17 protein-coding genes are annotated in these 22,108 nt (G+C 71.8%); 7 read left to right on the plus strand and 10 right to left on the minus strand.

Annotated features, from left to right (window positions below):
• Nucleotides 1–11 precede the first annotated feature (11 nt).
• Both ACWD5D_RS24665 and ACWD5D_RS24670 read right to left on the minus strand, forming a co-directional pair.
• Nucleotides 12–2,249 (minus strand): helix-hairpin-helix domain-containing protein, encoded by a 2,238-nt coding sequence (locus ACWD5D_RS24665; RefSeq protein WP_451374906.1) that lies wholly within the window; start codon nt 2,247–2,249, stop codon nt 12–14.
• Nucleotides 2,246–3,229, minus strand: a complete 984-nt coding sequence (locus ACWD5D_RS24670; RefSeq protein ID WP_451374907.1) for an aldo/keto reductase — start codon at nt 3,227–3,229, stop codon at nt 2,246–2,248. The genes ACWD5D_RS24665 and ACWD5D_RS24670 overlap by 4 nt, the downstream gene beginning before the upstream one ends.
• Nucleotides 3,230–3,412: 183 nt before the next feature.
• Between ACWD5D_RS24670 and ACWD5D_RS24675 the strand changes: the two genes are divergently transcribed.
• A complete protein-coding gene (locus ACWD5D_RS24675; RefSeq protein WP_451374908.1) occupies nt 3,413–4,468 on the plus strand; it encodes an LLM class F420-dependent oxidoreductase in 1,056 nt (351 codons plus the stop codon).
• 263 nt (nt 4,469–4,731) lie between these two features.
• Nucleotides 4,732–5,520, plus strand: a complete 789-nt coding sequence (locus ACWD5D_RS24680; protein WP_451374909.1) for a ferritin-like domain-containing protein — start codon at nt 4,732–4,734, stop codon at nt 5,518–5,520.
• 7 nt (nt 5,521–5,527) lie between these two features.
• On the opposite strand, the gene corA is transcribed toward ACWD5D_RS24680, so the two are convergent.
• On the minus strand, nt 5,528–6,523 hold the full coding sequence (corA, locus tag ACWD5D_RS24685; RefSeq protein ID WP_451374910.1) for a magnesium/cobalt transporter CorA: 996 nt from the start codon (nt 6,521–6,523) through the stop codon (nt 5,528–5,530).
• Nucleotides 6,524–6,585: 62 nt separating this feature from the next.
• Between corA and ACWD5D_RS24690 the strand changes: the two genes are divergently transcribed.
• The 4 genes from ACWD5D_RS24690 (at nt 6,586) to mshC (ending at nt 10,291) form a co-directional block, all read left to right on the plus strand.
• Entirely contained in the window at nt 6,586–7,272 is a 687-nt protein-coding gene (locus ACWD5D_RS24690; protein ID WP_451374911.1) for a histidine phosphatase family protein, read from the plus strand.
• Between the two features lie 90 nt (nt 7,273–7,362).
• Nucleotides 7,363–7,953 carry a DUF3090 domain-containing protein gene (locus ACWD5D_RS24695; RefSeq protein ID WP_451374912.1) on the plus strand — a complete coding sequence of 197 codons (591 nt, stop codon included), beginning with the start codon at nt 7,363–7,365 and terminating at the stop codon, nt 7,951–7,953.
• Nucleotides 7,917–8,762: an SCO1664 family protein gene (locus tag ACWD5D_RS24700; protein ID WP_451374913.1), complete on the plus strand. Its 846-nt coding sequence runs from the start codon at nt 7,917–7,919 to the stop codon at nt 8,760–8,762. Before ACWD5D_RS24695 ends, ACWD5D_RS24700 begins: the two co-directional genes overlap by 37 nt.
• Before the next feature lie 299 nt (nt 8,763–9,061).
• A complete protein-coding gene (gene mshC / locus ACWD5D_RS24705; protein WP_451374914.1) occupies nt 9,062–10,291 on the plus strand; it encodes a cysteine--1-D-myo-inosityl 2-amino-2-deoxy-alpha-D-glucopyranoside ligase in 1,230 nt (409 codons plus the stop codon).
• A gap of 207 nt (nt 10,292–10,498) precedes the next feature.
• Here mshC and ACWD5D_RS24710 read toward each other — a convergent pair whose 3' ends face one another.
• The 7 genes from ACWD5D_RS24710 to ACWD5D_RS24740 form a co-directional block, all read right to left on the minus strand.
• Entirely contained in the window at nt 10,499–11,500 is a 1,002-nt protein-coding gene (locus ACWD5D_RS24710) for a PAC2 family protein (RefSeq protein ID WP_451374915.1), read from the minus strand.
• Nucleotides 11,501–11,663: 163 nt separating this feature from the next.
• Nucleotides 11,664–12,335, minus strand: coding sequence for a FadR/GntR family transcriptional regulator (locus tag ACWD5D_RS24715; RefSeq protein WP_451374916.1), 672 nt, complete (start codon nt 12,333–12,335; stop codon nt 11,664–11,666).
• A gap of 166 nt (nt 12,336–12,501) precedes the next feature.
• The gene (locus ACWD5D_RS24720) at nt 12,502–12,663 is read right to left on the minus strand and encodes a hypothetical protein (RefSeq protein WP_451374917.1); all 162 of its coding nucleotides are present in this window, start codon (nt 12,661–12,663) and stop codon (nt 12,502–12,504) included.
• A 93-nt stretch (nt 12,664–12,756) separates the two neighbouring features.
• Nucleotides 12,757–14,373: an FAD-dependent oxidoreductase gene (locus ACWD5D_RS24725; protein WP_451374918.1), complete on the minus strand. Its 1,617-nt coding sequence runs from the start codon at nt 14,371–14,373 to the stop codon at nt 12,757–12,759.
• A gap of 48 nt (nt 14,374–14,421) precedes the next feature.
• Complete coding sequence (gene glpK / locus ACWD5D_RS24730; RefSeq protein ID WP_451374919.1) at nt 14,422–15,960, minus strand: glycerol kinase GlpK; 1,539 nt, start codon at nt 15,958–15,960, stop codon at nt 14,422–14,424.
• Between the two features lie 79 nt (nt 15,961–16,039).
• The gene (locus ACWD5D_RS24735) at nt 16,040–16,834 is read right to left on the minus strand and encodes an MIP/aquaporin family protein (protein WP_451374920.1); all 795 of its coding nucleotides are present in this window, start codon (nt 16,832–16,834) and stop codon (nt 16,040–16,042) included.
• Nucleotides 16,835–17,395: 561 nt separating this feature from the next.
• The gene (locus tag ACWD5D_RS24740) at nt 17,396–18,172 is read right to left on the minus strand and encodes an IclR family transcriptional regulator (protein ID WP_451374921.1); all 777 of its coding nucleotides are present in this window, start codon (nt 18,170–18,172) and stop codon (nt 17,396–17,398) included.
• Between the two features lie 318 nt (nt 18,173–18,490).
• Here ACWD5D_RS24740 and metH point away from each other — a divergent pair, with 318 nt between their 5' ends.
• Entirely contained in the window at nt 18,491–22,006 is a 3,516-nt protein-coding gene (gene metH / locus ACWD5D_RS24745) for a methionine synthase (RefSeq protein ID WP_451374922.1), read from the plus strand.
• Nucleotides 22,007–22,108: the final 102 nt, after the last annotated feature.

Consider the following 22,108-nt stretch of genomic DNA (forward strand, 5'->3'; position numbering starts at 1 on the left):
AGACGCGTGCGTCAGCCGGCCGGGGGGACCTGGGTGCGCAGGAGGGTCCCCAGACGGGTCGTGCGGGGTGTGGCGAGTGCTTCCGCCACCGCCTTCGGAAGTGCTTGTTCCACCCCGTGGACCACGGAGAGATGGCGATCGGCGCGGCCGAACGCGGTGTACACCCACGGTCTGCTGAGCGTCTGCGCCGCGTCGCCGGGGAGGACCGCCACGACGGCGGGCCAGCGGCTTCCCACCGCCTGATGCGCGGTCAGTGCCCAGCCGTGCCGCACGGCACCCTCCACCCGCTCGCGCGGTACGACGACGGGGGCGCCCGCGCACTCCAGGTGCAGCCCCTCGGCGTCGGCCTTCACCACCCGGCCCGGCACCGTACGGCCGGGGGCGGGGGTGTAGGCGATCCGGTCGCCGGGGTCGAAGCCGCCGAAGCGGCCGGGGCCGGGGTTGAGGCGCTCCTTGAGAGCGGTGTTGAGGGCCCGGGTGCCGGCGGCGCCGCCGTGGCCCGGGGTGATCACGACCGTCTGCTCGGGCGGCACGCCGATCGCGCGCGGTACCGAGTCCGCGACCAGCTGCACGGTCCGGTGCACGGCCTCTTTCGCGTCCCGCACCGGCACGATGACGATCTCCTTGCCGGGCGCCTCGACCTGGTTCAGCTCGCCGACGCCGATCCCGGAGACCAGTTCGCCGATCGGGCCCGGGTCGGGCGTGCGGGAGGCGATCTGCGGGCAGGCGCGGGCCGCGAGGAGGTCGGCGAAGACCCGGCCGGGCCCGGCCGACCACAGCACCGCGGGGTCGCCGCTGAGCAGCAGCCGCGCCCCGTCGGGCAGCGACTCCACCAGCATCGCGGCGCTCTCGACGTCGAGTTGGGGCGCGTCGAGCACGATCAGCAGATCGAGGTCCAGGGCGCCTTCCGCATCCCGGCCGGGGCCCTCGGCGCCGGAGAGGACACCGGCGACGGTGCCGACGGACGGCGCGGTGGCGCCTTCGGGGTCGCCGGCCGAGGATTCACCGGCGGCGCCCGGCAGCGCGGTGAAGCGGTGGCGGCCGTCCGGGGTGTGGCAGGCGGCGAAGGCACGCAGGCCGGCGGCGCGGGCGGCGGACAGCACCGCGGCCGGTTCGGCGCGGGCCGCCTCGCCGCCGGTGTGCAGCACCAGGCCGTTGCCTGCGAGGGCCCGGACCAGTTCGGCCGCTCCGCCGGAGACCCGGTCGACGGCCTTCGCCCAGGTCTCCGCGGTCTCCTTCGACAGGGAGTTGACCAGGCGGGCCAGGCCGTCGGCGAGGCTCTCCTCGGCGAGCGCGTAGCGCTCCAGGCCCACCAGGACCCGGACCGGCCGCTCCGCCTCGCCGTCCTCCTCGTCGCCCTCCTGACCGGCCGGGGCGCCGGGCTCGTCCAGGGCGTCCTGGAAGACCAGCGCCTCGCCCTCCGTGAGCGCGCTCTGGACGGCAGCGTCCGCGTCCGGCACGGACCGCTGGGCGAGGGCCGCGGTGAGCGCCGGCAGGTCCAGCGCGGTGTGGCCGGCCAGCGCGGCCTGCTCCAGCAGCCACACCGTCAGGGCGCGGCCCCGGCGCTCGTCGTCCGGACCGCAGGCCGCGCCCAGCAGCGCCCGCGCGAACCCGTCGGCCTGGTCCGGCCGTACACCGGTGACCCGCAGCAGCTGCCAGGGGTCCTCCCGGAGCGTGGTGTCGGCGCCCTCGCCGAGAGCCGCGGCCACTTGCGGCGCCAGGGTGTCGGGCGCGCCGCCCTCGGACAGCACGCGTCGCACGGCGTCGACCGCCTCCGGGGCGGGGGCGCTCGGCGCGGCGGCGGCCGGGGCGGGCTCGGGCCTGGGCGTCGGCTCCGGGGCGGCGCGGCGCGGGGCCGGCTCGGGCGTGGCGACCGAGGTCGGCGACTTCTTGCCGCCCTCCACCGCCCGCACGGCCGCGAGCAGGTCGGCCGCCGTGCCGCTCAGCTTCGTACCGCTGTCGATGGGGGACTTCTTCTCCGCCTTGCGGCGCTCGATCCGCTCCCGCTCGACCCGCTGCGCGGCCAGCTCGGCCTGCGCCTCGGACACCTGCGCGGAGCCGTCACCGTCGGTGCCCTCGGCTCCCTCCGCCGACCCGTTCCCCTCCGTGTCCGCGTCCGTGTCCGTGTCCGCGTCCGTGTCCGCACGGCTCTCCTCGGACGCCGTCTCCTCTCCGGCGGCCTGAGGGGTGTCCGAGGACTCCGGCGTACCCGGCACGGCTTCCTCCGTGGTCTCCGGCTCCGTGCTCACAGCGTGCTCCAGTCGTGATCGGGATAGCGGTGCACGGGCGCCGACACGTCGTCGAGGGCCCGGCAGATCTCGTCAGGAAGACTAAGGGCCTCCACTGACAATGCCGCCGTGAGCTGCTGTGCGTTGCGTGCGCCCACGATCGGCGCGGCCACGCCGGGCCGGTCCCGGACCCAGGCGAGGGCCACCTGGAGCGGTGTGACCGCGAGCCCGTCGGCGGCCGTGGTCACCGCGTCCACGATGCCGGTCGCGGTGTCGTCCAGGTACGGCTCGACGAACAGTGACATGTGTTCCGAGGCCCCGCGCGAGTCCGGGGGAGTGCCGTGCCGGTACTTGCCCGTGAGCACGCCCCGGCCCAGCGGGGAGGAGGGCAGCAGGCCGACGCCCAGGTCGAGCGCGGCGGGCAGCACCTCGCGTTCGACGCCGCGCTGGAGCAGCGAGTACTCCATCTGCGTACTGGCCAGCCGGGTGCGGGAGCCCGGCGCGGCCAGCTGCCAGGTGGCCGCCTTGGCGAACTGCCAGCCGCAGAAGTTGGAGACCCCGGCGTAGCGGGCGCGGCCACTGCTCACGGCCAGGTCCAGGGCCTGGAGCGTCTCCTCCAGCGGCGTCTCGGGGTCGAACGCGTGGACGTGCCACAGGTCGACGTGATCCGTGCCGAGGCGGGCCAGCGAGGCGTCCAGGGCGTCGAGCAGATGACCCCGGGAGCCGTCGAAGCGCCGGTCGGGGTCGGGCACACTGCCCGCCTTGGTGGAGACCACCAGGTCCCGGCGTGGCACGAGCCCGTCCATCAGCTGTCCGAGCAGATACTCGGCCTCGCCGTCGCCGTACACGTCGGCGGTGTCGACGAGGGTACCGCCGGCCTCCCAGAACGCCTTCAGCATGTCCGCGGCGTCGTGCTCGTCGGTGTCCCGGCCCCAGGTGAGGGTGCCGAGTCCGATCCGGGACACGCGCAGGCCGGTACGGCCGAGATGCCTCTGCTCCATGTGCGCGAGATTACTGGCCACGGCTGCTGCCGTGGGTTGCCTGTGGACAACCGATGTCCGGGCGTGGGCGGGGGAATTCCCGGTGGCGCGGCCAAGGCGCCGCGAGTCGGGGCTGGGCGGGACGCGTCCCGGTCGCTAAGGTCTCGCCCAACGAACATTACTCACGGGTAAGGGGAATCGGCCATGAAGCTCGGGATCAACCTCGGCTACTGGGGCGCGGGGATGGACGGGGACAATCTGGCCGTGGCTCAGGAGGCCGAGCGGCTGGGCTACTCCGTGTGCTGGGCCGCCGAGGCGTACGGCTCCGACGCTGCCACGGTGCTCACCTGGGTCGCCGCGAAGACGGAGCGCATCGACGTCGGTTCGGCCATCTTCCAGATCCCGGCCCGCCAGCCGGCGATGACCGCGATGACCGCGTCGACGCTCGACGCGCTGTCCGGAGGCCGCTTCCGGCTCGGACTCGGCGTCTCCGGCCCGCAGGTCTCCGAGGGCTGGTACGGCGTCAAGTTCGACAAGCCGCTGTCGCGCACCCGCGAGTACGTGGAGATCGTGCGCAAGGCGATGGCCCGTGAGCGGCTGACGTACGCGGGTGAGCACTGGACGCTGCCGCTGCCCGGCGGCCCGGGCAAGCCGATCAAGCTGACCGTACAGCCGCAGCGCGAGCACATCCCGCTCTACATCGCCGCCATCGGCCCCAAGAACCTCGAGCAGACCGGCGAGATCGCCGACGGCGCGCTGCTCATCTTCCCCTCCGCGGAACACCTGGAGGAGACCACGGTCACGTACCTGCGCGCGGGCCGCGAGAAGGCCGGCAAGACCCTCGACGGGTTCGACATCTGCCCGACCCTGCCCCTGGCCGTCGGCGAGGACAAGGACCTGTCCCGGCTCGCCGACGTCTTCCGCCCCTACACCGCGCTGTACGTGGGCGGTATGGGCAGCCTCAAGCAGAACTTCTACAACCGGCTCGCCCGGCGCATGGGTTACGAGCAGGAGGCCGCCGAGATCCAGGAGAAGTACCTGGCCGGCGACAAGGAGGGCGCTGCCGCCGCGGTCCCGCAGGACCTCATCGACAAGACCACACTGCTCGGCTCGGTCGACCGCATCGCCGACCGGATGAAGGCCTACGCCGCCGCCGGCGTCACCACCCTCAGCCTCGCCCCGGCCGGCTTCGCCCTGGACGAACGGATGGCGTCCCTGCGGGCCGGCGCCGAGGCCCTGGAGCGGGCCGGACTCGCATAAGGGAAACGGAGAGAGACCCGGACAGGTCGAAGGGGTCGATCCGGAGGGGCCGTAGAGGTTTCAGCGGCCGTGGTGGGGGCTCGGGGGTCTTCCCCGCCACGGCCGTCACGCAGAACAACGCGCCAGGACCCGCGCGGTTACGACCCCCGCATTGCTCCTTTCGGCCGAGCGGCTCCGCACTGCTGTTGCGTAACCCCTCTGTCCGCATTTGGACTGTTCTTTGCGGAATGCCGCAGGCGGGACGTCGCAGGGAGGAGCTCACGATGCTTTCGGTCAGCAGTCTGTTCCAGGAGATCCTCGACAACGACGCCTCCTTCCGGCTCTTCTGCTCCATCGCGGCCAGCGGTGAGTCCCAGGGCGGCTGGGAGAACGGGCGGATCGCCGCACGGGTCCCGCAGAGCGAACGCGCGCTCGCACCCAAGATCGCCCGGCACGGGGCGGACGAGGACAAGCACGGCCGGATCTTCGACGCCCTGCTGCGCAAGCGCGGCCTCAGACCCGTCGACGTGCCGCCGGACACCGACTACACGATGCTCCTGGAGCGGCACGGCATCGGCCTCGCGCACGAGAAACTGAAGGCTGACCGGCCGCTGACCGTGCAGGACATCGTCACCTACCTCGCCCACAGCCGGGTCACCGAACAGCGCGCCTCCGAGCAGATGGAGCTGCTGCGCAAGCACTTCGGCGACCACCCCGACATCGGCCGCGCCGTGCGGATGATCTCCCACGACGAGGACAACCACCTCGCCTACTGCCACGAGGAACTCCTCCGCTTCGCCCGCGCCGGCCACGGCCGCGCCATCCAGCGCACCCTGCGCGCGTGCGCGCTGGCCGAGATCCGGATCCACCGTGACGTCAGCCTCGCCGTCATGGCCCACATGGGGCGCACCCTCGGCTGGTCGAGGACCCGCTCGGCCGTCCTCGCGACCGGGATCAACGCCGTGTACGCCTACGAGCGCCTGGGCGGCTGGCGCCGCATGGTGAGCCTGCGCATGCCCGAGCGCCGCGACGCCCTCGGCGGACCCGCCACCCCCGCACCCGAGTTCGTCTGAACCCCGCTCACAGCCAGCCGCGCCGCTTGAACGTCTGGTACAGCAGCACCTCGAGACCGGCCATCAGCAGGATCACCGCCGGGTAGGACCACAGCCAGTGCAGCTCGGGCATGTGGTCGAAGTTCATGCCGTAGATGCCCGCGATCATCGTGGGTACGGCGGCCATCGCCGCCCACGCGGAGATCTTCCGCATGTCGTCGTTCTGCCGCACGCTCATCTGCGCCAGATGCGCCGCCAGGATGTCCGACACCAGCCGGTCGAGCCCCTCCACGGACTCGTTCACGCGCGCGAGGTGGTCGTTCACGTCCCGGAAGAAGGGCCGCGCCTTGTCGTGCACGAACGGCACCCCGATGCCGAGCGGGCCGGTCGCGCCCAGCCGGGTCAGCGGCACCACGAGGGGCACGGTCGCCCTGCGGAACTCCAGGATCTGCCGCTTGAAGTTGTAGATACGGGACGCGGTGTAGCGGGTGCCGCCGCGTTCCGGCTGGAACACCTCGGCCTCCAGCTCCTCCAGGTCCGTCTGCAGCTCCGTCGCCACGTCCAGGTAGTGGTCGACGGTGGTGTCGGAGATCGCGTACAGCACGGCGGTGGGACCCCTGGCCAGCATCTCCGGGTCGTCCTCCAGCCGGTGCCGCACGGCGGCCAGCGGCGAACCCTCGCCGTGCCGCACGGTCACCACGAAACAGTCGCCGACGAAGACCATGACCTCGCCGGCCGAGACCATGTCGCTCTCGGGCTCGTACCACACCGGCTTGAGGACCATGAACAGCGAGTCGTCGTACACCTCCAACTTGGGCCGCTGGTGCGCCTTCAGGGCGTCCTCGACCGCCAGCGGATGCAACGCGAACTCCTGCGTGACCAGGTCGAACTCCCGCGCCGACGGCTCGTACAGCCCGATCCACACGAACCCGCCCGCCGCCCGCGCCTCATCCAGTGCGTCGGACAGGTCCTCCGGGCCCTCGGTGCGGCGCCCGTCCCGGTACACCGCGCAGTCCACGATCACGGAGCGTATTCTCCTCTCGACCGACCCCGGACGCATGTCCTGAAGCGCTTACGCTGGGCCGCATGCCCACGCTGATCCTCGTCCGGCACGGACGCTCCACCGCCAACACCTCGGGGGTGCTCGCCGGCTGGACGCCGGGCGTCGCCCTGGACGAACGCGGCGTCGCGCAGGCCGCCGCGCTGCCCGGACGGCTCGCCGGGCTGCCGCTCACCGAGGTGGTCGCCAGCCCGCTGCAGCGCTGCCAGGAGACCCTGCGTCCCCTGCTCGACGCCCGGCCCGGACTACGCGTCCACACCGAGGAGCGGATCGGGGAGTGCGACTACGGCGACTGGTCCGGCCGCAAGCTCGCCGAGCTGAAGGACGAGCCGCTGATGGAGGTCGTCCAGACCCACCCGTCGGCCGCCGCCTTCCCCGGCGGCGAGTCCATGCGGGCCATGCAGACCCGCGCCGCCGAGGCGGTACGCGAGTGGAACGCGCGCGTGGAGCGCGACCACGGCGCCGACGCGGTCTACCTCATGTGCTCGCACGGTGACATCATCAAGTCCCTCGTCGCGGACGCACTCGGACTTCATCTCGACCTCTTCCAGCGGATCTCCGTGGAGCCCTGTTCCGTCACCGTGATCCGCTACACCCGCCTGAGGCCGTACCTCGTCCGCCTCGGCGACACCGGCGACTTCGCCTCCCTCGCCCCGCGCGAGACACCCCCGGAGGACGACGCACCGGTCGGTGGCGGTGCGGGAGCACCGTGATCGTCGGCCGCAGTAGGGTGAATCGACCCACCCCGTCGCACCCCCACATGGCCAGCACTGCCGAAACCTCGAATCCAATGGAGACAGGACGTGTCCCGTCAGGTGTTCCTCTACGATCCGCCGGACCGTTTCATCGCCGGCACGGTCGGGCTGCCCGGGCGCCGTACGTTCTTCCTCCAGGCCACCGCAGGCCCCCGGGTGACCAGCGTGGCTCTGGAGAAGACCCAGGTCGCCGCACTCGCCGAGCGCATGGACGAGCTGCTCGACGAGGTCGTGCGACGTAGTGGTGGCAACGCCGCCGTCCCGGCCGTGGCGCCCACCGAGATCTCCGACACGGCCCCGCTGGACACCCCCATCGAGGAGGAGTTCCGCGTCGGCACCATGGCCCTCGCCTGGGACGGCGAGGAACAACGCATGATCGTCGAGGCCCAGGCCCTCGTGGAGCTGGACGCCGAGACGGACGAGGACCTCGCCGAGGCCGAGGAGCGGCTGCTCCAGGACGAGGAGAACGGACCCCCCATGCTGCGGGTCCGGCTGACCGGTGCGCAGGCCAGGGCCTTCGCCAAGCGCGCCCTCGACGTCGTCAACGCCGGGCGGCCGCCGTGCCCGCTGTGCAGCCTCCCGCTCGATCCGGAAGGACACGTATGTCCGCGCCAGAACGGATACCGCCGCGGAGCGTGACGGCCGCCGACCCGGAGGCCGACGCCGCCTTCGCAGAACTGCTCGCCCGCGGTGAGCTGACCGTACGCGGCCGGATCCGCGAGGCGTCCAACGCGGCGCTGTTCTGCACGATCACGTACGACGGTACGGAAGCCACCTGCGTGTACAAGCCGGTGGCCGGGGAGCGCCCGCTGTGGGACTTCCCCGACGGCACCCTGGCCGGCCGCGAGGTCGCCGCCTACGAGGTCTCCGAGGCCACCGGCTGGGGGCTCGTGCCCCCCACCGTGCTGCGCGAGGGGCCGTACGGCGAGGGCATGTGCCAGCTGTGGATCGACGTCGCCGCGGAGGCGGAGCTGCTCGCCCTGGTGGACGGCGAGGAGCCGGAGCCGGGCTGGAAGGCGATCGGGTTCGCCGAGGTCGGCGAGGGCCGCACCGCGCTGCTCGTGCACGCCGACGACGAGCGGCTGCGCCGGCTCGCCGTTCTCGACGCCGTGATCAACAACGCCGACCGCAAGGGCGGCCACCTGCTGCCCACCGCTGAGGGCCGGCTGTACGGCATCGACCACGGGGTCAGCTTCAACGTCGAGAACAAGCTGCGCACGCTCTTGTGGGGGTGGGCCGGCGAGCCCCTGCCCGAGGAGGCCGTCGAGGTGCTGGGGGGCCTCAGGAAGGGCCTCTCGGACGGCGGTGAGCTGTCCGCCCGGCTGGCCCCCCTGATCACCCGGGCCGAGATCGACGCCACGCGCGCGCGTGTCGACGCCCTCCTCACCGCCGGCCGGCACCCCGAGCCGAGCGGGGAGTGGCCGGCGATCCCCTGGCCACCGGTGTGAGACCGGCGCGGCCGGCGTGAGCCCACAGCGGGGGGTGTGAGCCCACAGCAGTGGGTGTCCCACAGCAGTGAGTGTGATCCCGGCGCCGTCGGCGTGGGCTCACCGTCCGCGTGGGCTCACCGCCGGTGTGGGCCCGGAGCCGGCGGTGCGGACCCGCCGTCGCCGGTTCGGGTCTGCGGCCGCCGGTGGATCCGCGCCCCGGCAAGCACACAACGCGCCCGGGTACAAGAACGCCTCACCGGCCATCCGGCCCGATCCCGTTCGTATAAGCGACTCGCGACCGGGTTAGGCTCATGTACATGCATGCCTGGCCCGCTTCCGAGGTCCCCGCCCTGCCTGGTCAGGGCCGCGACCTGAGGATCCACGACACCGCGACCGGCGGCCTCGTCACCCTCGACCCCGGTCCTGTCGCCCGTATCTACGTCTGCGGCATCACGCCGTACGACGCGACCCACATGGGTCACGCGGCGACCTACAACGCGTTCGACCTCGTTCAGCGCGTGTGGCTCGACACCAAGCGGCAGGTTCACTACGTCCAGAACGTCACCGACGTCGACGATCCGCTGCTGGAGCGCGCGGAGCGGGACGGCGTCGACTGGGTCGCCCTCGCCGAGAAGGAGACGGTTCTCTTCCGCGAGGACATGACCGCCCTCAGGATGCTCCCGCCGCGGCACTACATAGGCGCCGTCGAGGCGATACCCGGCATCGTCCCGCTCGTGGAACGGCTGCGCGACCTCGGCGCGGCCTACGAGCTGGAGGGTGACATCTACTTCTCCGTCGAGTCCGACCCGCACTTCGGCTCGGTCTCGAACCTCGACGCGGCCGCCATGCGGCTGCTGTCCGCCGAGCGCGGCGGCGACCCGGACCGCCCGGGCAAGAAGAACCCGCTCGACCCGATGCTGTGGATGGCGGCCCGTGAGGGCGAGCCCAGCTGGGACGGCGGCTCCCTCGGCCGGGGCCGGCCCGGCTGGCACATCGAGTGCGTGGCCATCGCCCTCGACCACCTCGGCATGGGCTTCGACGTCCAGGGCGGCGGCTCCGACCTCGCCTTCCCGCACCACGAGATGGGCGCCTCGCACGCCCAGGTGCTGACCGGCGAGTTCCCGATGGCCAAGGCCTACGTCCACGCCGGCATGGTCGCCCTGCACGGCGAGAAGATGTCCAAGTCCAAGGGCAACCTCGTCTTCGTCTCGCAGCTGCGCCGCGACGGCGTCGACCCGGCCGCCATCCGCCTCGCCCTGCTCGCCCACCACTACCGCGCCGACTGGGAGTGGACCGACCAGGTCCTGCAGGATGCCGTGGACCGGCTCGGGCGCTGGCGCGCGGCCGTCTCCCGGCCCGACGGCCCGTCCGCCGACGCGCTGGTTGAGGAGATCCGCGAGGGCCTCGCGAACGACCTCGACGCGCCCGCCGCGCTCGCGGCCGTGGACCGCTGGGCGGCCCGCCAGGAGGCTGAGGGCGGCACCGACACGGGCGCCCCCGGCGTGGTCACCCGAGCCGTGGACGCATTGCTGGGAGTGGCTCTCTAGGCGCCGCGAAGGACCGCGCCCCGAAAGGGGCGCGGGGCTGCGTCGACATGCGGCTCCGCCGCACGGTCGCGACCGGCCACGATCATGCGGCGGACGCCCGACGGCCGATCGCGGCACCCCGGTGGGGCGCCCGGCATTACGGCAGCGACACGGAGAGGGGGACGGTCCCACCCGGGACCGTCCCCCTCTCCGCGCGTCCGCGAGCGCTCAGTCCTCCGAGCTGTCCTCGTCGTCGCCCTTCGCGCCGTTGCCCGGGGAACCGCCGGAGGTGTCCGGCTTCGGCGGGCGGTTGCGGCCGCCGCCGGGCGCGTCACGGCGGAAGGAGCCGCCCTCCCCGCCGTCCGCCGTGGCGTGCCCGCCGGGCGGGTTGACGTCCCGGCGCCGCAGGTACCGCTCGAACTCGCGGGCGATCGCCTCTCCGGACGCCTCCGGCAGCTCGGCGGTGTCCCGGGCCTCCTCCAGCGTCTGGACGTACTCGGCGACCTCGCTGTCCTCGGCGGCCAGCTGGTCCACGCCCACCTGCCAGGCGCGCGCGTCCTCGGGTAGCTCGCCCTGTGGGATGCGCAGGTCGAGCAGGTCCTCCAGGCGGTTGAGCAGCGCCAGCGTGGCCTTGGGGTTGGGCGGCTGGGAGACGTAGTGCGGGACGGCCGCCCACAGCGACACCGCCGGGACCCCGGCGTGCGTGCAGGCCTCCTGGAGGACGCCGACGATGCCCGTGGGGCCCTCGTACTTGGTCTCCTCCAGGTCCATCCGCTGGGCCAGGTCCGGGTCGGACGTGACCCCGCTGACCGGGACCGGACGCGTGTGCGGGGTGTCGCCGAGCAGGGCGCCCAGGATGACCACCAGCTCCACGCCCAGCTCGTGCGCGAAGCCCAGCAGCTCGTTGCAGAACGACCGCCAGCGCATGGACGGTTCGATGCCGCGCACCAGCACCAGGTCGCGCGGCTTCTCGCCGCCGACCCGGACCACCGACAGCCGTGTCGTCGGCCAGGTGATCTTGCGCACGCCGCCGTCCATGAACACCGTGGGGCGGTTCACCTGGAAGTCGTAGTAGTCCTCGGCGTCCAGCGCCGCGAACACCTCGCCCTTCCACTCGCGTTCCAGATGCGCGACCGCCGTGGAGGCGGCGTCGCCGGCATCGTTCCAGCCCTCGAACGCGGCCACCATGACTGGGTCGATCAGCTCGGGAACCCCCTCCAGCTCGATCACCCAGTGCCTCCTTCCGACGTGCCCTCGCTTGACGTTCCAACCTACCGCGTCCGGCGCGGGCGCCCGCAGCCCCCTCGGCCGGGGGATGCACGGATCACTGCCCCGTTCACCGGGTCGGAACACCCCTTGCCATCGGGGAGCCCGCCCTGTTCCGTGGGGTGTCTCACAGGGTGCTGCGCAGCCACTGCTCGACGCTCGCGATGTGCACGGTCGCCCAGGAGCGGGCCGCCTCCGCGTCCCGGTCGCGCAGCGCGGCGAGGATCGCGCGGTGCTCGCGCAGGGTGCGGCCCACCGCGTCCTCCTGGGTGAGCCCCCGCCAGATCCGGGCCCGGGTCGTGGGCCCCGACAGACCGTCCAGCAGCGAGCACAGCACCGAGTTGCCCGCGCTCTTGACGATGCCCCGGTGGAACTCCAGATCGCTCGCGACCAGTTCCTCCACCGACGGCTCGGCCCCGAGCGCGTCCAACTGGGCCGACAGCACGTCCAGTTGGCTCTCGCCGATCCGTGAGGCCGCGAGCGCGGTCGCGGCCGGTTCGAGGATGCGGCGCACCGCGAGGAACTCCAGCACCGTGTCGTCGCGGTGGAAGTCCACGACGAAGCTCATGGCCTCCAGCAGCAGTTGCGGGTCCAGGCTCGTCACATAGGTGCCGTCACCCTGCCGCACGTCCAGGATCCGGATCAGCGACAGCGCCCGCACCGCCTCCCGCAGCGAGTTGCGGGACAGCCCCAGCCCGGCGGCGAGTTCGCTCTCCTTGGGCAGTCGGTCCCCGGGCCGCAGCGCACCGGAGACGATCATCCCCTTGATCTTCTCGATCGCCTCGTCGGTGACTGCCATGACCGGCCTCCTGTCGCCCAGACATCGGATGTCTCAGCACATTATGTGGCCGCCCCGTCGAACCACTCCTTGCCTTCCACCCAGTGCCGCACCCAGCCGGCGAACCCCGGCTCCGCGCTGGTGTGACCGAACTCCGCGCCGAACGGGGCCGCGCCTCCACCGGTGATCAGCCATATGTCCGGTACGGCTCGGGCAGCACCAGCCCGTGCTCCGCCTCGAAGGCCCGCACCGCCTCCCAGCCCAGTGCCGACTCGCCGTCGCCGTCGTCAGCGCCGAACGCCTCGCGCAGGGCCGTCAGTTCGGCCGGGTCAGCCTGATCGTCGTTCATGCCCCCAGGGAAGCACCCGGCACTGACACCGCCCCTCGCCCATGCGAAAGGGGCGGTTCCCTCGCAGTGGAGCCGCCCCTTTGCCGTGCCCGGCTACTTCTCGTCGAGCAGGTCCTGGACCTTGCCCCGGACCTCCTCCGTGGCAAGACCCCGGATCGTCAGCGTCGTACGGCGACGCAGCACGTCGTCCGCCGTCTCGGCCCACTCGTGGTCGCGAGCCCAGACGACCTGCGCCCAGATCTCCGGGGCGTCCGGGTGGACGCGTTCGGCCAGCTCGGGGTGTTCGTTGGCGATGCGGGCGATGTCGAAGGCCAGGGAGCCGTAGTGGGTGGCCAGGTGCCTGGCGGTGTCGGCGGCCATGCGCGGGCCGGGCGCCGGGTGGTCCACCAGGAGGCGGTGGGCTACCGCGCGCGGGTTGGCGACGCCGGGCAGCGGCAGCTTCTTCGGCAGCGAGGAGATCGGCTCGAAGCCGTCGCCGAGCGGGTGCCCCGGCAGCTCCTCCAGCTTCTTCATCACCGTGCGGCCGATGTGCCGGAAGGTGGTCCACTTGCCGCCCGCGACGGACAGCATGCCGCCCTTGCCCTCGGTCACCACCGTCTCGCGCTTGGCCTTGGCGGTGCTGCCGGGGCCGCCCGGCAGCACGCGCAGGCCGGCGAAGGCGTAGGTGATCAGTTCGCGCCGGAGCTGCTGGTCCCGGACGGAGAACGCGGCCTCGTCCAGGATCTGGGCGATGTCCTTCTCGTCGACCGCGACGGCCGCCGGGTCGCCCTCGTACTCCTCGTCGGTGGTGCCGAGCAGCAGCATGTCCTCCCAGGGGAGGGCGAAGGTGATGCGGTACTTGTCGATCGGCGTGGCCAGCGCGGCCTTCCACGGGGAGGTGCGCTTCAGGACCAGGTGCGCGCCCTTGGACAGCCGGATGGAGGGGGCGGCGCCCGGGTCCTCCATCTTCCGCAGGTGGTCGACCCAGGGGCCGGTCGCGTTCAGCACGAGACGGGCGTCGACGCCGAACTCGTCCCCGGATATCCGGTCCCGCAGCTCGGCGCCGGTGACCCGGCCGCGGGTGAAGCGCAGACCGGTGACCTCGGCGTGGTTCAGCACGACCGCGCCCGCCTCGACGGCCGCGCGGACCGTCATCAGCGCCATGCGCGCGTCGTTCATCTGGTCGTCGCCGTACACGGCCACGGCCTTGAGGTTCTCGGTGCGCAGCTCGGGCACGTCCTGCGCCGCCTTGGCGGGGGAGAGCAGGTGGCCGACGCCGTCACCGAACGCGGAGAGCGCGGAGTAGGCGAAGACGCCCGCGCCGAGCTTCGCCGCGCCGTGCGGCCCGCCCTTGTACACGGGGAGGTAGAACGTGAGCGGGTTCGCCAGGTGGGGAGCCACCTGACGGGAGACCGCACGGCGCTCGAAGTGGTTCTCCGCCACCAGCTTCACGGCACCGGTCTGCAGGTAGCGCAGGCCCCCGTGGAGCAGCTTGGAGGAGGCGGAGGAGGTGGCCCCGGCGAAGTCGCCGGAGTCGACCAGTGCCACCCGCAGGCCGGACTGCGCGGCGTGCCAGGCGGTGGAGATGCCCAGGATGCCGCCGCCGATCACAAGAAGGTCGTACGACGCCTTGGCGAGCTGCTCCCTGGTCTCGGCGCGGCTCGGGTTGGAGCCGGAGGCCGGGTGCGTCCCCAGGGCGGGCACGGACTGCAGGGTGGACTGACTGGTCATGTCGGGTACTTACTCCTCGTCAGAGATGTCTGAGCCGTCTTGGGGCGCTCAGCTCTCGTCCTCGATCCAGCCCATGGTCCGGTCGACGGCCTTGAGCCAGTTCTTGTACTCACGGTCGCGGGTCTCCGCGTCCATGCGGGGGGTCCACTCGGCGGCCCGGCGCCAGTTGGCGCGCAGTTCGTCGGTGCTGGACCAGAAGCCGACGGCGAGGCCGGCGGCGTAGGCGGCGCCGAGGCAGGTGGTCTCGGCGACCATCGGGCGCACCACGGGGGCGTCCAGGACGTCGGCGAGGGTCTGCATCAGCAGGTTGTTGGCGGTCATGCCACCGTCGACCTTGAGGGCCACCAGCTCGTCGCCGGAGTCCTTGACCATGGCGTCGGCGATCTCCCGGGTCTGCCAGGCGGTGGCCTCCAGGACGGCGCGCGCGAGGTGCGCCTTGGTGACGTACCGGGTCAGGCCGGCGATCACACCGCGGGCGTCGGAGCGCCAGTGCGGGGCGAACAGGCCGGAGAAGGCCGGGACGAAGTAGGCGCCGCCGTTGTCCTCGACGGAGAGCGCGAGCGTCTCGATCTCGGCGGCGGTGGAGATCAGGCCCATCTGGTCGCGCATCCACTGCACCAGGGAGCCGGTGACGGCGATCGAGCCCTCCAGGGCGTACACCGTCTGCTGGTCGCCGATCTTGTAGCCGACGGTGGTCAGCAGACCGGCGTACGAGTTGATGATCTTGTCGCCGGTGTTCATCACCATGAAGGTGCCGGTGCCGTAGGTCGACTTGGTCTCGCCCTCGGCGAAGCAGCACTGGCCGAACAGGGCGGCCTGCTGGTCGCCGAGCGCGGAGGCGACCGGGATGCCGCCGAGCAGGTCGCCGAGACTGCCGCCGGTGACCTCGCCGTAGACCTCGGCGGAGGAGCGGATCTCGGGCAGGATCTGCAGCGGCACGCCGATCGACTCGGCGATCTTCTCGTCCCACTGCATCGTGTGCAGGTTCATCAGGAGGGTGCGGGAGGCGTTGGTGACGTCGGTGACGTGCTTGCCGCCGTCGACACCGCCGGTCAGGTTCCAGATGACCCAGGTGTCCATGGTGCCGAAGAGGATGTCGCCCGCCTCGGCGCGCTCCTTGAGGCCGTCGACGTTGTCGAGCAGCCAGCGGGCCTTGGGACCGGCGAAGTAGGAGGCCAGCGGCAGGCCGGTCTCGCGGCGGAAGCGGTCCTGGCCGACGTTGCGGCCGAGCTCCTTGCACAGGGCGTCGGTGCGGGTGTCCTGCCAGACGATGGCGTTGTGGACGGGCTCACCGGTGTTCTTGTCCCACAGCACGGTGGTCTCGCGCTGGTTGGTGATGCCGATGGCCTTGATGTCGTCGCGGGTGATGCCGGCCTTCCGGACGGCTCCGGCGACGACCTCCTGGACGTTGGTCCAGATCTCGTCGGCGTCGTGCTCGACCCAGCCCGGCTTCGGGAAGATCTGCTCGTGCTCCTTCTGGTCGACGGAGACGATGCGGCCGTCCTTGTCGAAGACGATGCAGCGCGAGGAGGTCGTGCCCTGGTCGATGGCCGCGATGAACGGGCCTGCGGTGTGGGCGTCGGTCACTGTGTGCTCCTGAGAGGTCCGTGGTGAAGGGCTGTACGTACGGCGCGTACCGGAAGACTCGGCTTGTTCGAGCGGCTTCTCAAGCGAAGGCGACGTTGTAGATGCCTACCGCGATGGCGCCGCCGATCAGCGGACCGGCCACCGGGACCCAGGCGTAGCTCCAGTCGGAGCCGCCCTTGTTCGGCAGCGGCAGCAGGGCGTGCACGATGCGCGGACCCAGGTCACGGGCCGGGTTGATCGCGTAGCCCGTGGGGCCGCCGAGCGAGAGACCGATGGAGACGACGACCAGCGCGGTGATCAGGGCGCCCAGGGGGCCGAGACCGTTGCCCTTGTCGTTCAGGCCCTGGGTGAGGACCGCGAGCACGAGCACCACGGTGCCGATGATCTCCGTGGCGAGGTTCTGCACCGCGTTGCGGATCTCCGGACCGGTGGAGAAGACGCCCAGGACCGGGCCGGCGGCCTGCTCCTCGGCCTCGACGGCCTTGGTCGCCGTGGCCTGTGCTCCCGGACCGCCGACGATCTCCTTGTCGGTGAGGTGCGCGTGGAACTGGCCGTAGTACGCGAGCCAGACCAGGGTGGCGCCGATCATGGCGCCGAGCAGTTGACCGCCCCAGTAGACGGGCAGGTCGCTGAAGTCCTTGTCCTTGATCGCGAGCGCGAGCGTCACGGCCGGGTTCAGGTGGGCGCCGGACAGCGGCGCAGAGGTGTAGACGGCCGTCAGAACGGCGAAGCCCCACCCGAAGGCGATGGCGAGCCAACCGGCGTTACGGGCCTTGGAGGCCTTCAGCGTCACGGCGGCGCAGACGCCGCCGCCGAGCAGGATGAGTATGGCGGTACCGATGGTCTCGCCGATGAAGATGTCGGAGCTGGACACCCGCGACTCCTTTGTCCTTCGTCCAGGGAAACCGAACCCCGGGTCCCTCCGGGGGTTCTGGCGCCCTCGGGGGTGAGAGCGATACCGGTCCTTGGCGTTGTCACACTCTAGCGCGTATTACCGGAAGGTGTTCGGCAATGCCGACCGATGGACGGGAGTCTTGCTTTGGGGTTACGCATGCGTCAAGAGTTCTGTTATCGAAAGCAGGATCGTTATTGATCGCTGTTGCCTATCACTTTCGCTTCCTGGACGTGCGATCTCGCCTCATATGTCCGTTTCAGGGTATGGCGAGTGCCGGGACGCCGCCTCGCGTCCCGGTCGTCGGCCGGAGCATCAGTTGTCGATCGCGGATGAATCGGTCATGCCGCAGGCGAATCGGAGTCGGTCATGCCGCGAAGGGGTCGGAATCGAGCCACGCCGGGTGAAGGAACCGGCCGCGCCGCGGGTGAACCGGAATCGGTCACGCCGCGGCTGAGCCGACGACGGGGTGCGGGCGGCGGGTGCGGGCGGGCCGGACCGGGGTACGGGCGACGGGTGCGGGCGGGCGGGGCCGCCCGCGGCTCAGAACCGTCCCGCGCCCAGGTCCCGGGAGACCGCGCGGGCGCAGTCCCGCACCGCCGCGATCAGTTCCGGACGCACTTCGTGACCGGCCTCGCCGTCCCGGCACAGCCGCTCCACGGCGCCCGTGATCCCCACGGCGCCCACCGGCATGCGGCGCCGGTCGTGGATCGGCGCGGCGATCGACGCCACGCCCTCCCAGGTCTCCTCCACGTCGGCCGCGTACCCACGCGCGCGTGTGACGTCCAGAAGGTGCTCGAAGTCCTCCGCCGCGTACACCGTGCGGTCCGTGAAGGGCTTGCGGTCGGCCTCCAGCGCCTCGCTGTGCGCCACCGGGTCGTACGCGGAGAGCACCTTGCCCAGCGCCGTGGAGTGCAGCGGCTGCATGGCCCCTATCTCCAGCACCTGCCGGCTGTCGTCCGGCCGGAAGACGTGGTGCACGATCAGGACGCCCTGCTGGTGCAGGACGCCCAGGTACACGCTCTCCCCGCTGGACCGGGCCAGGTCGTCCGTCCACACCAGGGCCCGCGCGCGCAACTCGTGCACGTCCAGATAGGTGGTGCCCAGGCGCAGCAGCTCAGCGCCCAGCTGGTAGCGGCCGGAGGCGTCGTCCTGTTCGACGAAGCCCTCCGCCTGCAGGGTGCGCAGGATGCCGTGGGCGGTGCCCTTGGCGAGGCCCAGCGACGACGCGATGTCCGACAGACCGAGCCGCCGCTCGCCGCCCGCGAGCAGCCGCAGCATCGCCGCCGCCCGTTCGAGCGACTGGATGTTCCGTGCCATCGCCGTCCTGCCTCCGTCCCCTTCGATCACCACCGAACGGCACGATCTCATGCCGTTCGGCAATGCCGAACACTACCGGTCCATGCCGACCTCCCGCTAATGGTTGGCCGGCGCCTGTTACAACTGACGTCACCTTGCCGTGCGGCGCCCCGGGCCCGCGCCAGGCGCCCCGGTCGTCCGGTTCCGCCACGCGTGTCCGCCTCGTGGACGCCGGTGCCCATCCAAGCCCACTCACGGTTACTCTGGCGCCGTGCCCCTCGCCGGTCCCGCCGGGGAAGGCGCATAGCCGACAGCCGTCGCAGCCCAGGGAGCCCCTTCATGGCCTCGTTGCCAACGACCCCTTCCGCCGACAGCCGGACCCGTGCGTCCGCGCTCCGAGAGGCGCTCGCCACCCGTGTGGTGGTGGCCGACGGAGCCATGGGCACCATGCTCCAGGAGCAGGAGCCCACCCTCGAGGACTTCCAGAACCTCGAGGGCTGCAACGAGATCCTCAATCTCACCCGCCCCGACATCGTCCGCTCCGTCCACGAGGCGTACTTCGCCGTGGGCGTCGACTGCGTCGAGACCAACACCTTCGGGGCCAACCACTCCGCGCTCGGCGAGTACGACATCCCCGAGCGCGTGCACGAGCTGTCCGAGGCCGGCGCCCGGGTCGCCCGCGAGGTCGCCGACGAGTTCACCGCCAAGGACGGCCGGGCCCGCTGGGTGCTCGGCTCCATCGGCCCCGGCACCAAGCTGCCCACCCTCGGCCACGCCCCTTACACCACCCTGCGCGACGCCTACCAGCGCAACGCCGAGGGACTGGTCACCGGGGGCGCCGACGCCCTGCTGGTGGAGACCACCCAGGACCTGCTGCAGACCAAGGCCGCGGTGCTCGGCGCCCGCCGGGGGCTCGAGGCCCTCGGCCTGGACGTGCCGGTGATCGTGTCGGTCACCGTCGAGACCACCGGCACCATGCTCCTCGGCTCCGAGATCGGCGCGGCACTGACCGCGCTGGAGCCGCTCGGCATCGACATGATCGGCCTGAACTGCGCCACCGGCCCGGCCGAGATGAGCGAGCACCTGCGCTACCTCGCCCGCAACGCCCGCATCCCGCTGTCCTGCATGCCGAACGCGGGCCTGCCGGTCCTCGGCAAGGACGGCGCCCACTACCCGCTGAGCGCGCCGGAGCTGGCCAACGCCCAGGAGACCTTCGTCCGCGAGTACGGCCTCTCCCTCGTCGGCGGCTGCTGCGGCACCACCCCCGAGCACCTGCGCCAGGTCGTCGAGCGCGTCCGCGGCCTGACCCCGCCCGAGCGGCACCCGCGGCCCGAGCCCGGCGCGGCCTCCCTCTACCAGTCCGTCCCGTTCCGCCAGGACACCTCGTACCTGGCCATCGGCGAGCGCACCAACGCCAACGGCTCCAAGAAGTTCCGCGAGGCCATGCTGGCCGGCCGCTGGGACGACTGCGTCGAGATGGCGCGCGAGCAGATCCGCGAGGGCGCGCACATGCTCGACCTGTGCGTGGACTACGTCGGCCGCGACGGCGTCACCGACATGGAGGAGCTGGCCGGCCGCTTCGCGACCGCCTCCACCCTGCCGATCGTGCTGGACTCCACCGAGGTCGACGTCCTCCAGGCCGGCCTGGAGAAGCTCGGCGGCCGCGCGGTCATCAACTCGGTCAACTACGAGGACGGCGACGGCCCCGACTCCCGCTTCGCGAAGGTCACCCGGCTGGCCGGGGAGCACGGCGCCGCGCTGATCGCGCTGACCATCGACGAGGAGGGCCAGGCCCGCACCCCCGAGAAGAAGGTCGAGATCGCCGAGCGGCTCATCGACGACCTCACCGGGAACTGGGGCATCCGCGAGGACGACATCCTCATCGACACCCTGACCTTCACCATCTGCACCGGTCAGGAGGAGTCCCGGAAGGACGGCATCGCCACCATCGAGGCGATCCGCGAGCTGAAGAAGCGGCACCCGGCCGTGCAGACCACGCTGGGCCTGTCGAACATCTCCTTCGGCCTCAACCCGGCCGCCCGCATCCTGCTGAACTCCGTCTTCCTCGACGAGTGCGTCAAGGCGGGCCTGGACTCGGCGATCGTGCACGCCTCCAAGATCCTGCCGATCGCCCGCTTCGACGAGGAGCAGGTCACCACCGCCCTCGACCTCATCTACGACCGCCGCAGCGAGGGCTACGACCCCCTCCAGAAGCTCATGCAGCTCTTCGAGGGCGCCACCGCCAAGTCCCTCAAGGCCGGCAAGGCCGAGGAGCTCGCCGCGCTGCCCTTGGAGGAGCGGCTGGGGCGGCGGATCATCGACGGCGAGCGCAACGGCCTGGAGGCGGACCTCGACCTCGCGCTGACCGAGCGGCCCGCCCTCGACATCGTCAACGAGACCCTCCTGGACGGCATGAAGGTCGTCGGCGAGCTCTTCGGCTCCGGTCAGATGCAGCTGCCCTTCGTGCTCCAGTCCGCCGAGGTCATGAAGGCGGCCGTCGCCCACCTCGAACCGCACATGGAGAAGTCGGACTCCGAGGGCAAGGGCACCATCGTGCTGGCCACCGTGCGCGGTGACGTGCACGACATCGGCAAGAACCTCGTCGACATCATCCTGTCCAACAACGGCTACAACGTGGTCAACCTGGGCATCAAGCAGCCCGTCTCCGCGATCCTGGAGGCCGCCGAGGAACACCGGGCCGACGTCATCGGCATGTCCGGTCTCCTCGTCAAGTCCACGGTGATCATGAAGGAGAACCTGGAGGAGCTGAACCAGCGCGGCCTCGCCGTCCGCTTCCCCGTCATCCTCGGCGGCGCCGCCCTCACCCGCGCCTACGTCGAGCAGGACCTGCACGAGATCTACGAGGGCGAGGTCCGCTACGCCCGCGACGCCTTCGAGGGGCTGCGCCTCATGGACGCCCTCATCGGCGTCAAGCGCGGCGTGCCCGGGGCCCAGCTGCCCGAGCTGAAGCAGCGCCGGGTGCGGGCCACGGCCGCCGTCGAGGTCACCGAGCGCCCGGAGGAGGGCCACGTCCGCTCCGACGTCGCCACCGACAACCCGGTGCCGACCCCGCCGTTCTGGGACACCCGCGTCATCAAGGGCATCCAGCTCAAGGAGTACGCGAGCTGGCTGGACGAGGGCGCGCTGTTCAAGGGCCAGTGGGGCCTCAAGCAGGCCCGCACCGGCGACGGGCCGACGTACGAGGAACTCGCGGAGACCGAGGGCCGCCCCCGCCTGCGCGGCCTGCTCGACCGGCTCCAGACGGAGAACCTCCTGGAAGCCGCCGTGGTCTACGGCTACTTCCCCTGCGTGTCCAAGGACGACGACCTGATCATCCTGGACGAGCAGGGCAACGAGCGCACCCGCTTCACCTTCCCGCGCCAGCGCCGCGGCCGCCGGCTGTGCCTCGCCGACTTCTTCCGCCCGGAGGAGTCGGGGGAGACCGACGTCGTCGGCCTCCAGGTCGTCACCGTCGGCTCACGCATCGGCGAGGAGACCGCCAAGCTCTTCGCGTCGAACTCCTACCGCGACTACCTCGAACTGCACGGTCTTTCCGTGCAGTTGGCGGAGGCGCTGGCCGAGTACTGGCACGCCCGCGTCCGCGCCGAACTCGGCTTCGGCGGGGAGGACCCGGCCGACATCGAGGACATGTTCGCCCTGAAGTACCGCGGCGCCCGCTTCTCGCTCGGCTACGGCGCCTGCCCCGACCTGGAGGACCGGGCCAAGATCGCCGAGCTCCTGCGGCCGGAGCGGATCGGCGTCCACCTGTCCGAGGAGTTCCAGCTGCACCCCGAGCAGTCCACGGACGCGATCGTGATCCATCATCCGGAGGCGAAGTACTTCAACGCGCGTTGAGCCCTCGGGGGGTTTGGCCGGGGGCGCCCCGCCGCCGCATGGTGATGCAGTCCCATGTCCCTTCAGGGCACCTGGGTGCGGGCATGACATATGGCCTCTGGC

It is taken from the genome of Streptomyces sp. NPDC002520 (assembly GCF_053595235.1).

Bases quoted from the DNA above. Each gene is read 5' to 3' on its own strand.
- ACWD5D_RS24690 (WP_451374911.1), top strand. From the start codon at position 6,586: ATGCCCACGCTGATCCTCGTCCGGCACGGACGCTCCACCGCCAACACC.
- ACWD5D_RS24670 (WP_451374907.1), bottom strand. From the start codon at position 3,229: ATGGAGCAGAGGCATCTCGGCCGTACCGGCCTGCGCGTGTCCCGGATC.
- ACWD5D_RS24715 (WP_451374916.1), bottom strand. From the start codon at position 12,335: ATGGCAGTCACCGACGAGGCGATCGAGAAGATCAAGGGGATGATCGTC.
- ACWD5D_RS24680 (WP_451374909.1), top strand. From the start codon at position 4,732: ATGCTTTCGGTCAGCAGTCTGTTCCAGGAGATCCTCGACAACGACGCC.
- ACWD5D_RS24740 (WP_451374921.1), bottom strand. From the start codon at position 18,172: ATGGCACGGAACATCCAGTCGCTCGAACGGGCGGCGGCGATGCTGCGG.
- ACWD5D_RS24700 (WP_451374913.1), top strand. From the start codon at position 7,917: ATGTCCGCGCCAGAACGGATACCGCCGCGGAGCGTGACGGCCGCCGAC.
- ACWD5D_RS24725 (WP_451374918.1), bottom strand. From the start codon at position 14,373: ATGACCAGTCAGTCCACCCTGCAGTCCGTGCCCGCCCTGGGGACGCAC.
- ACWD5D_RS24720 (WP_451374917.1), bottom strand. From the start codon at position 12,663: ATGAACGACGATCAGGCTGACCCGGCCGAACTGACGGCCCTGCGCGAG.
- ACWD5D_RS24675 (WP_451374908.1), top strand. From the start codon at position 3,413: ATGAAGCTCGGGATCAACCTCGGCTACTGGGGCGCGGGGATGGACGGG.
- mshC (WP_451374914.1), top strand. From the start codon at position 9,062: ATGCATGCCTGGCCCGCTTCCGAGGTCCCCGCCCTGCCTGGTCAGGGC.
- metH (WP_451374922.1), top strand. From the start codon at position 18,491: ATGGCCTCGTTGCCAACGACCCCTTCCGCCGACAGCCGGACCCGTGCG.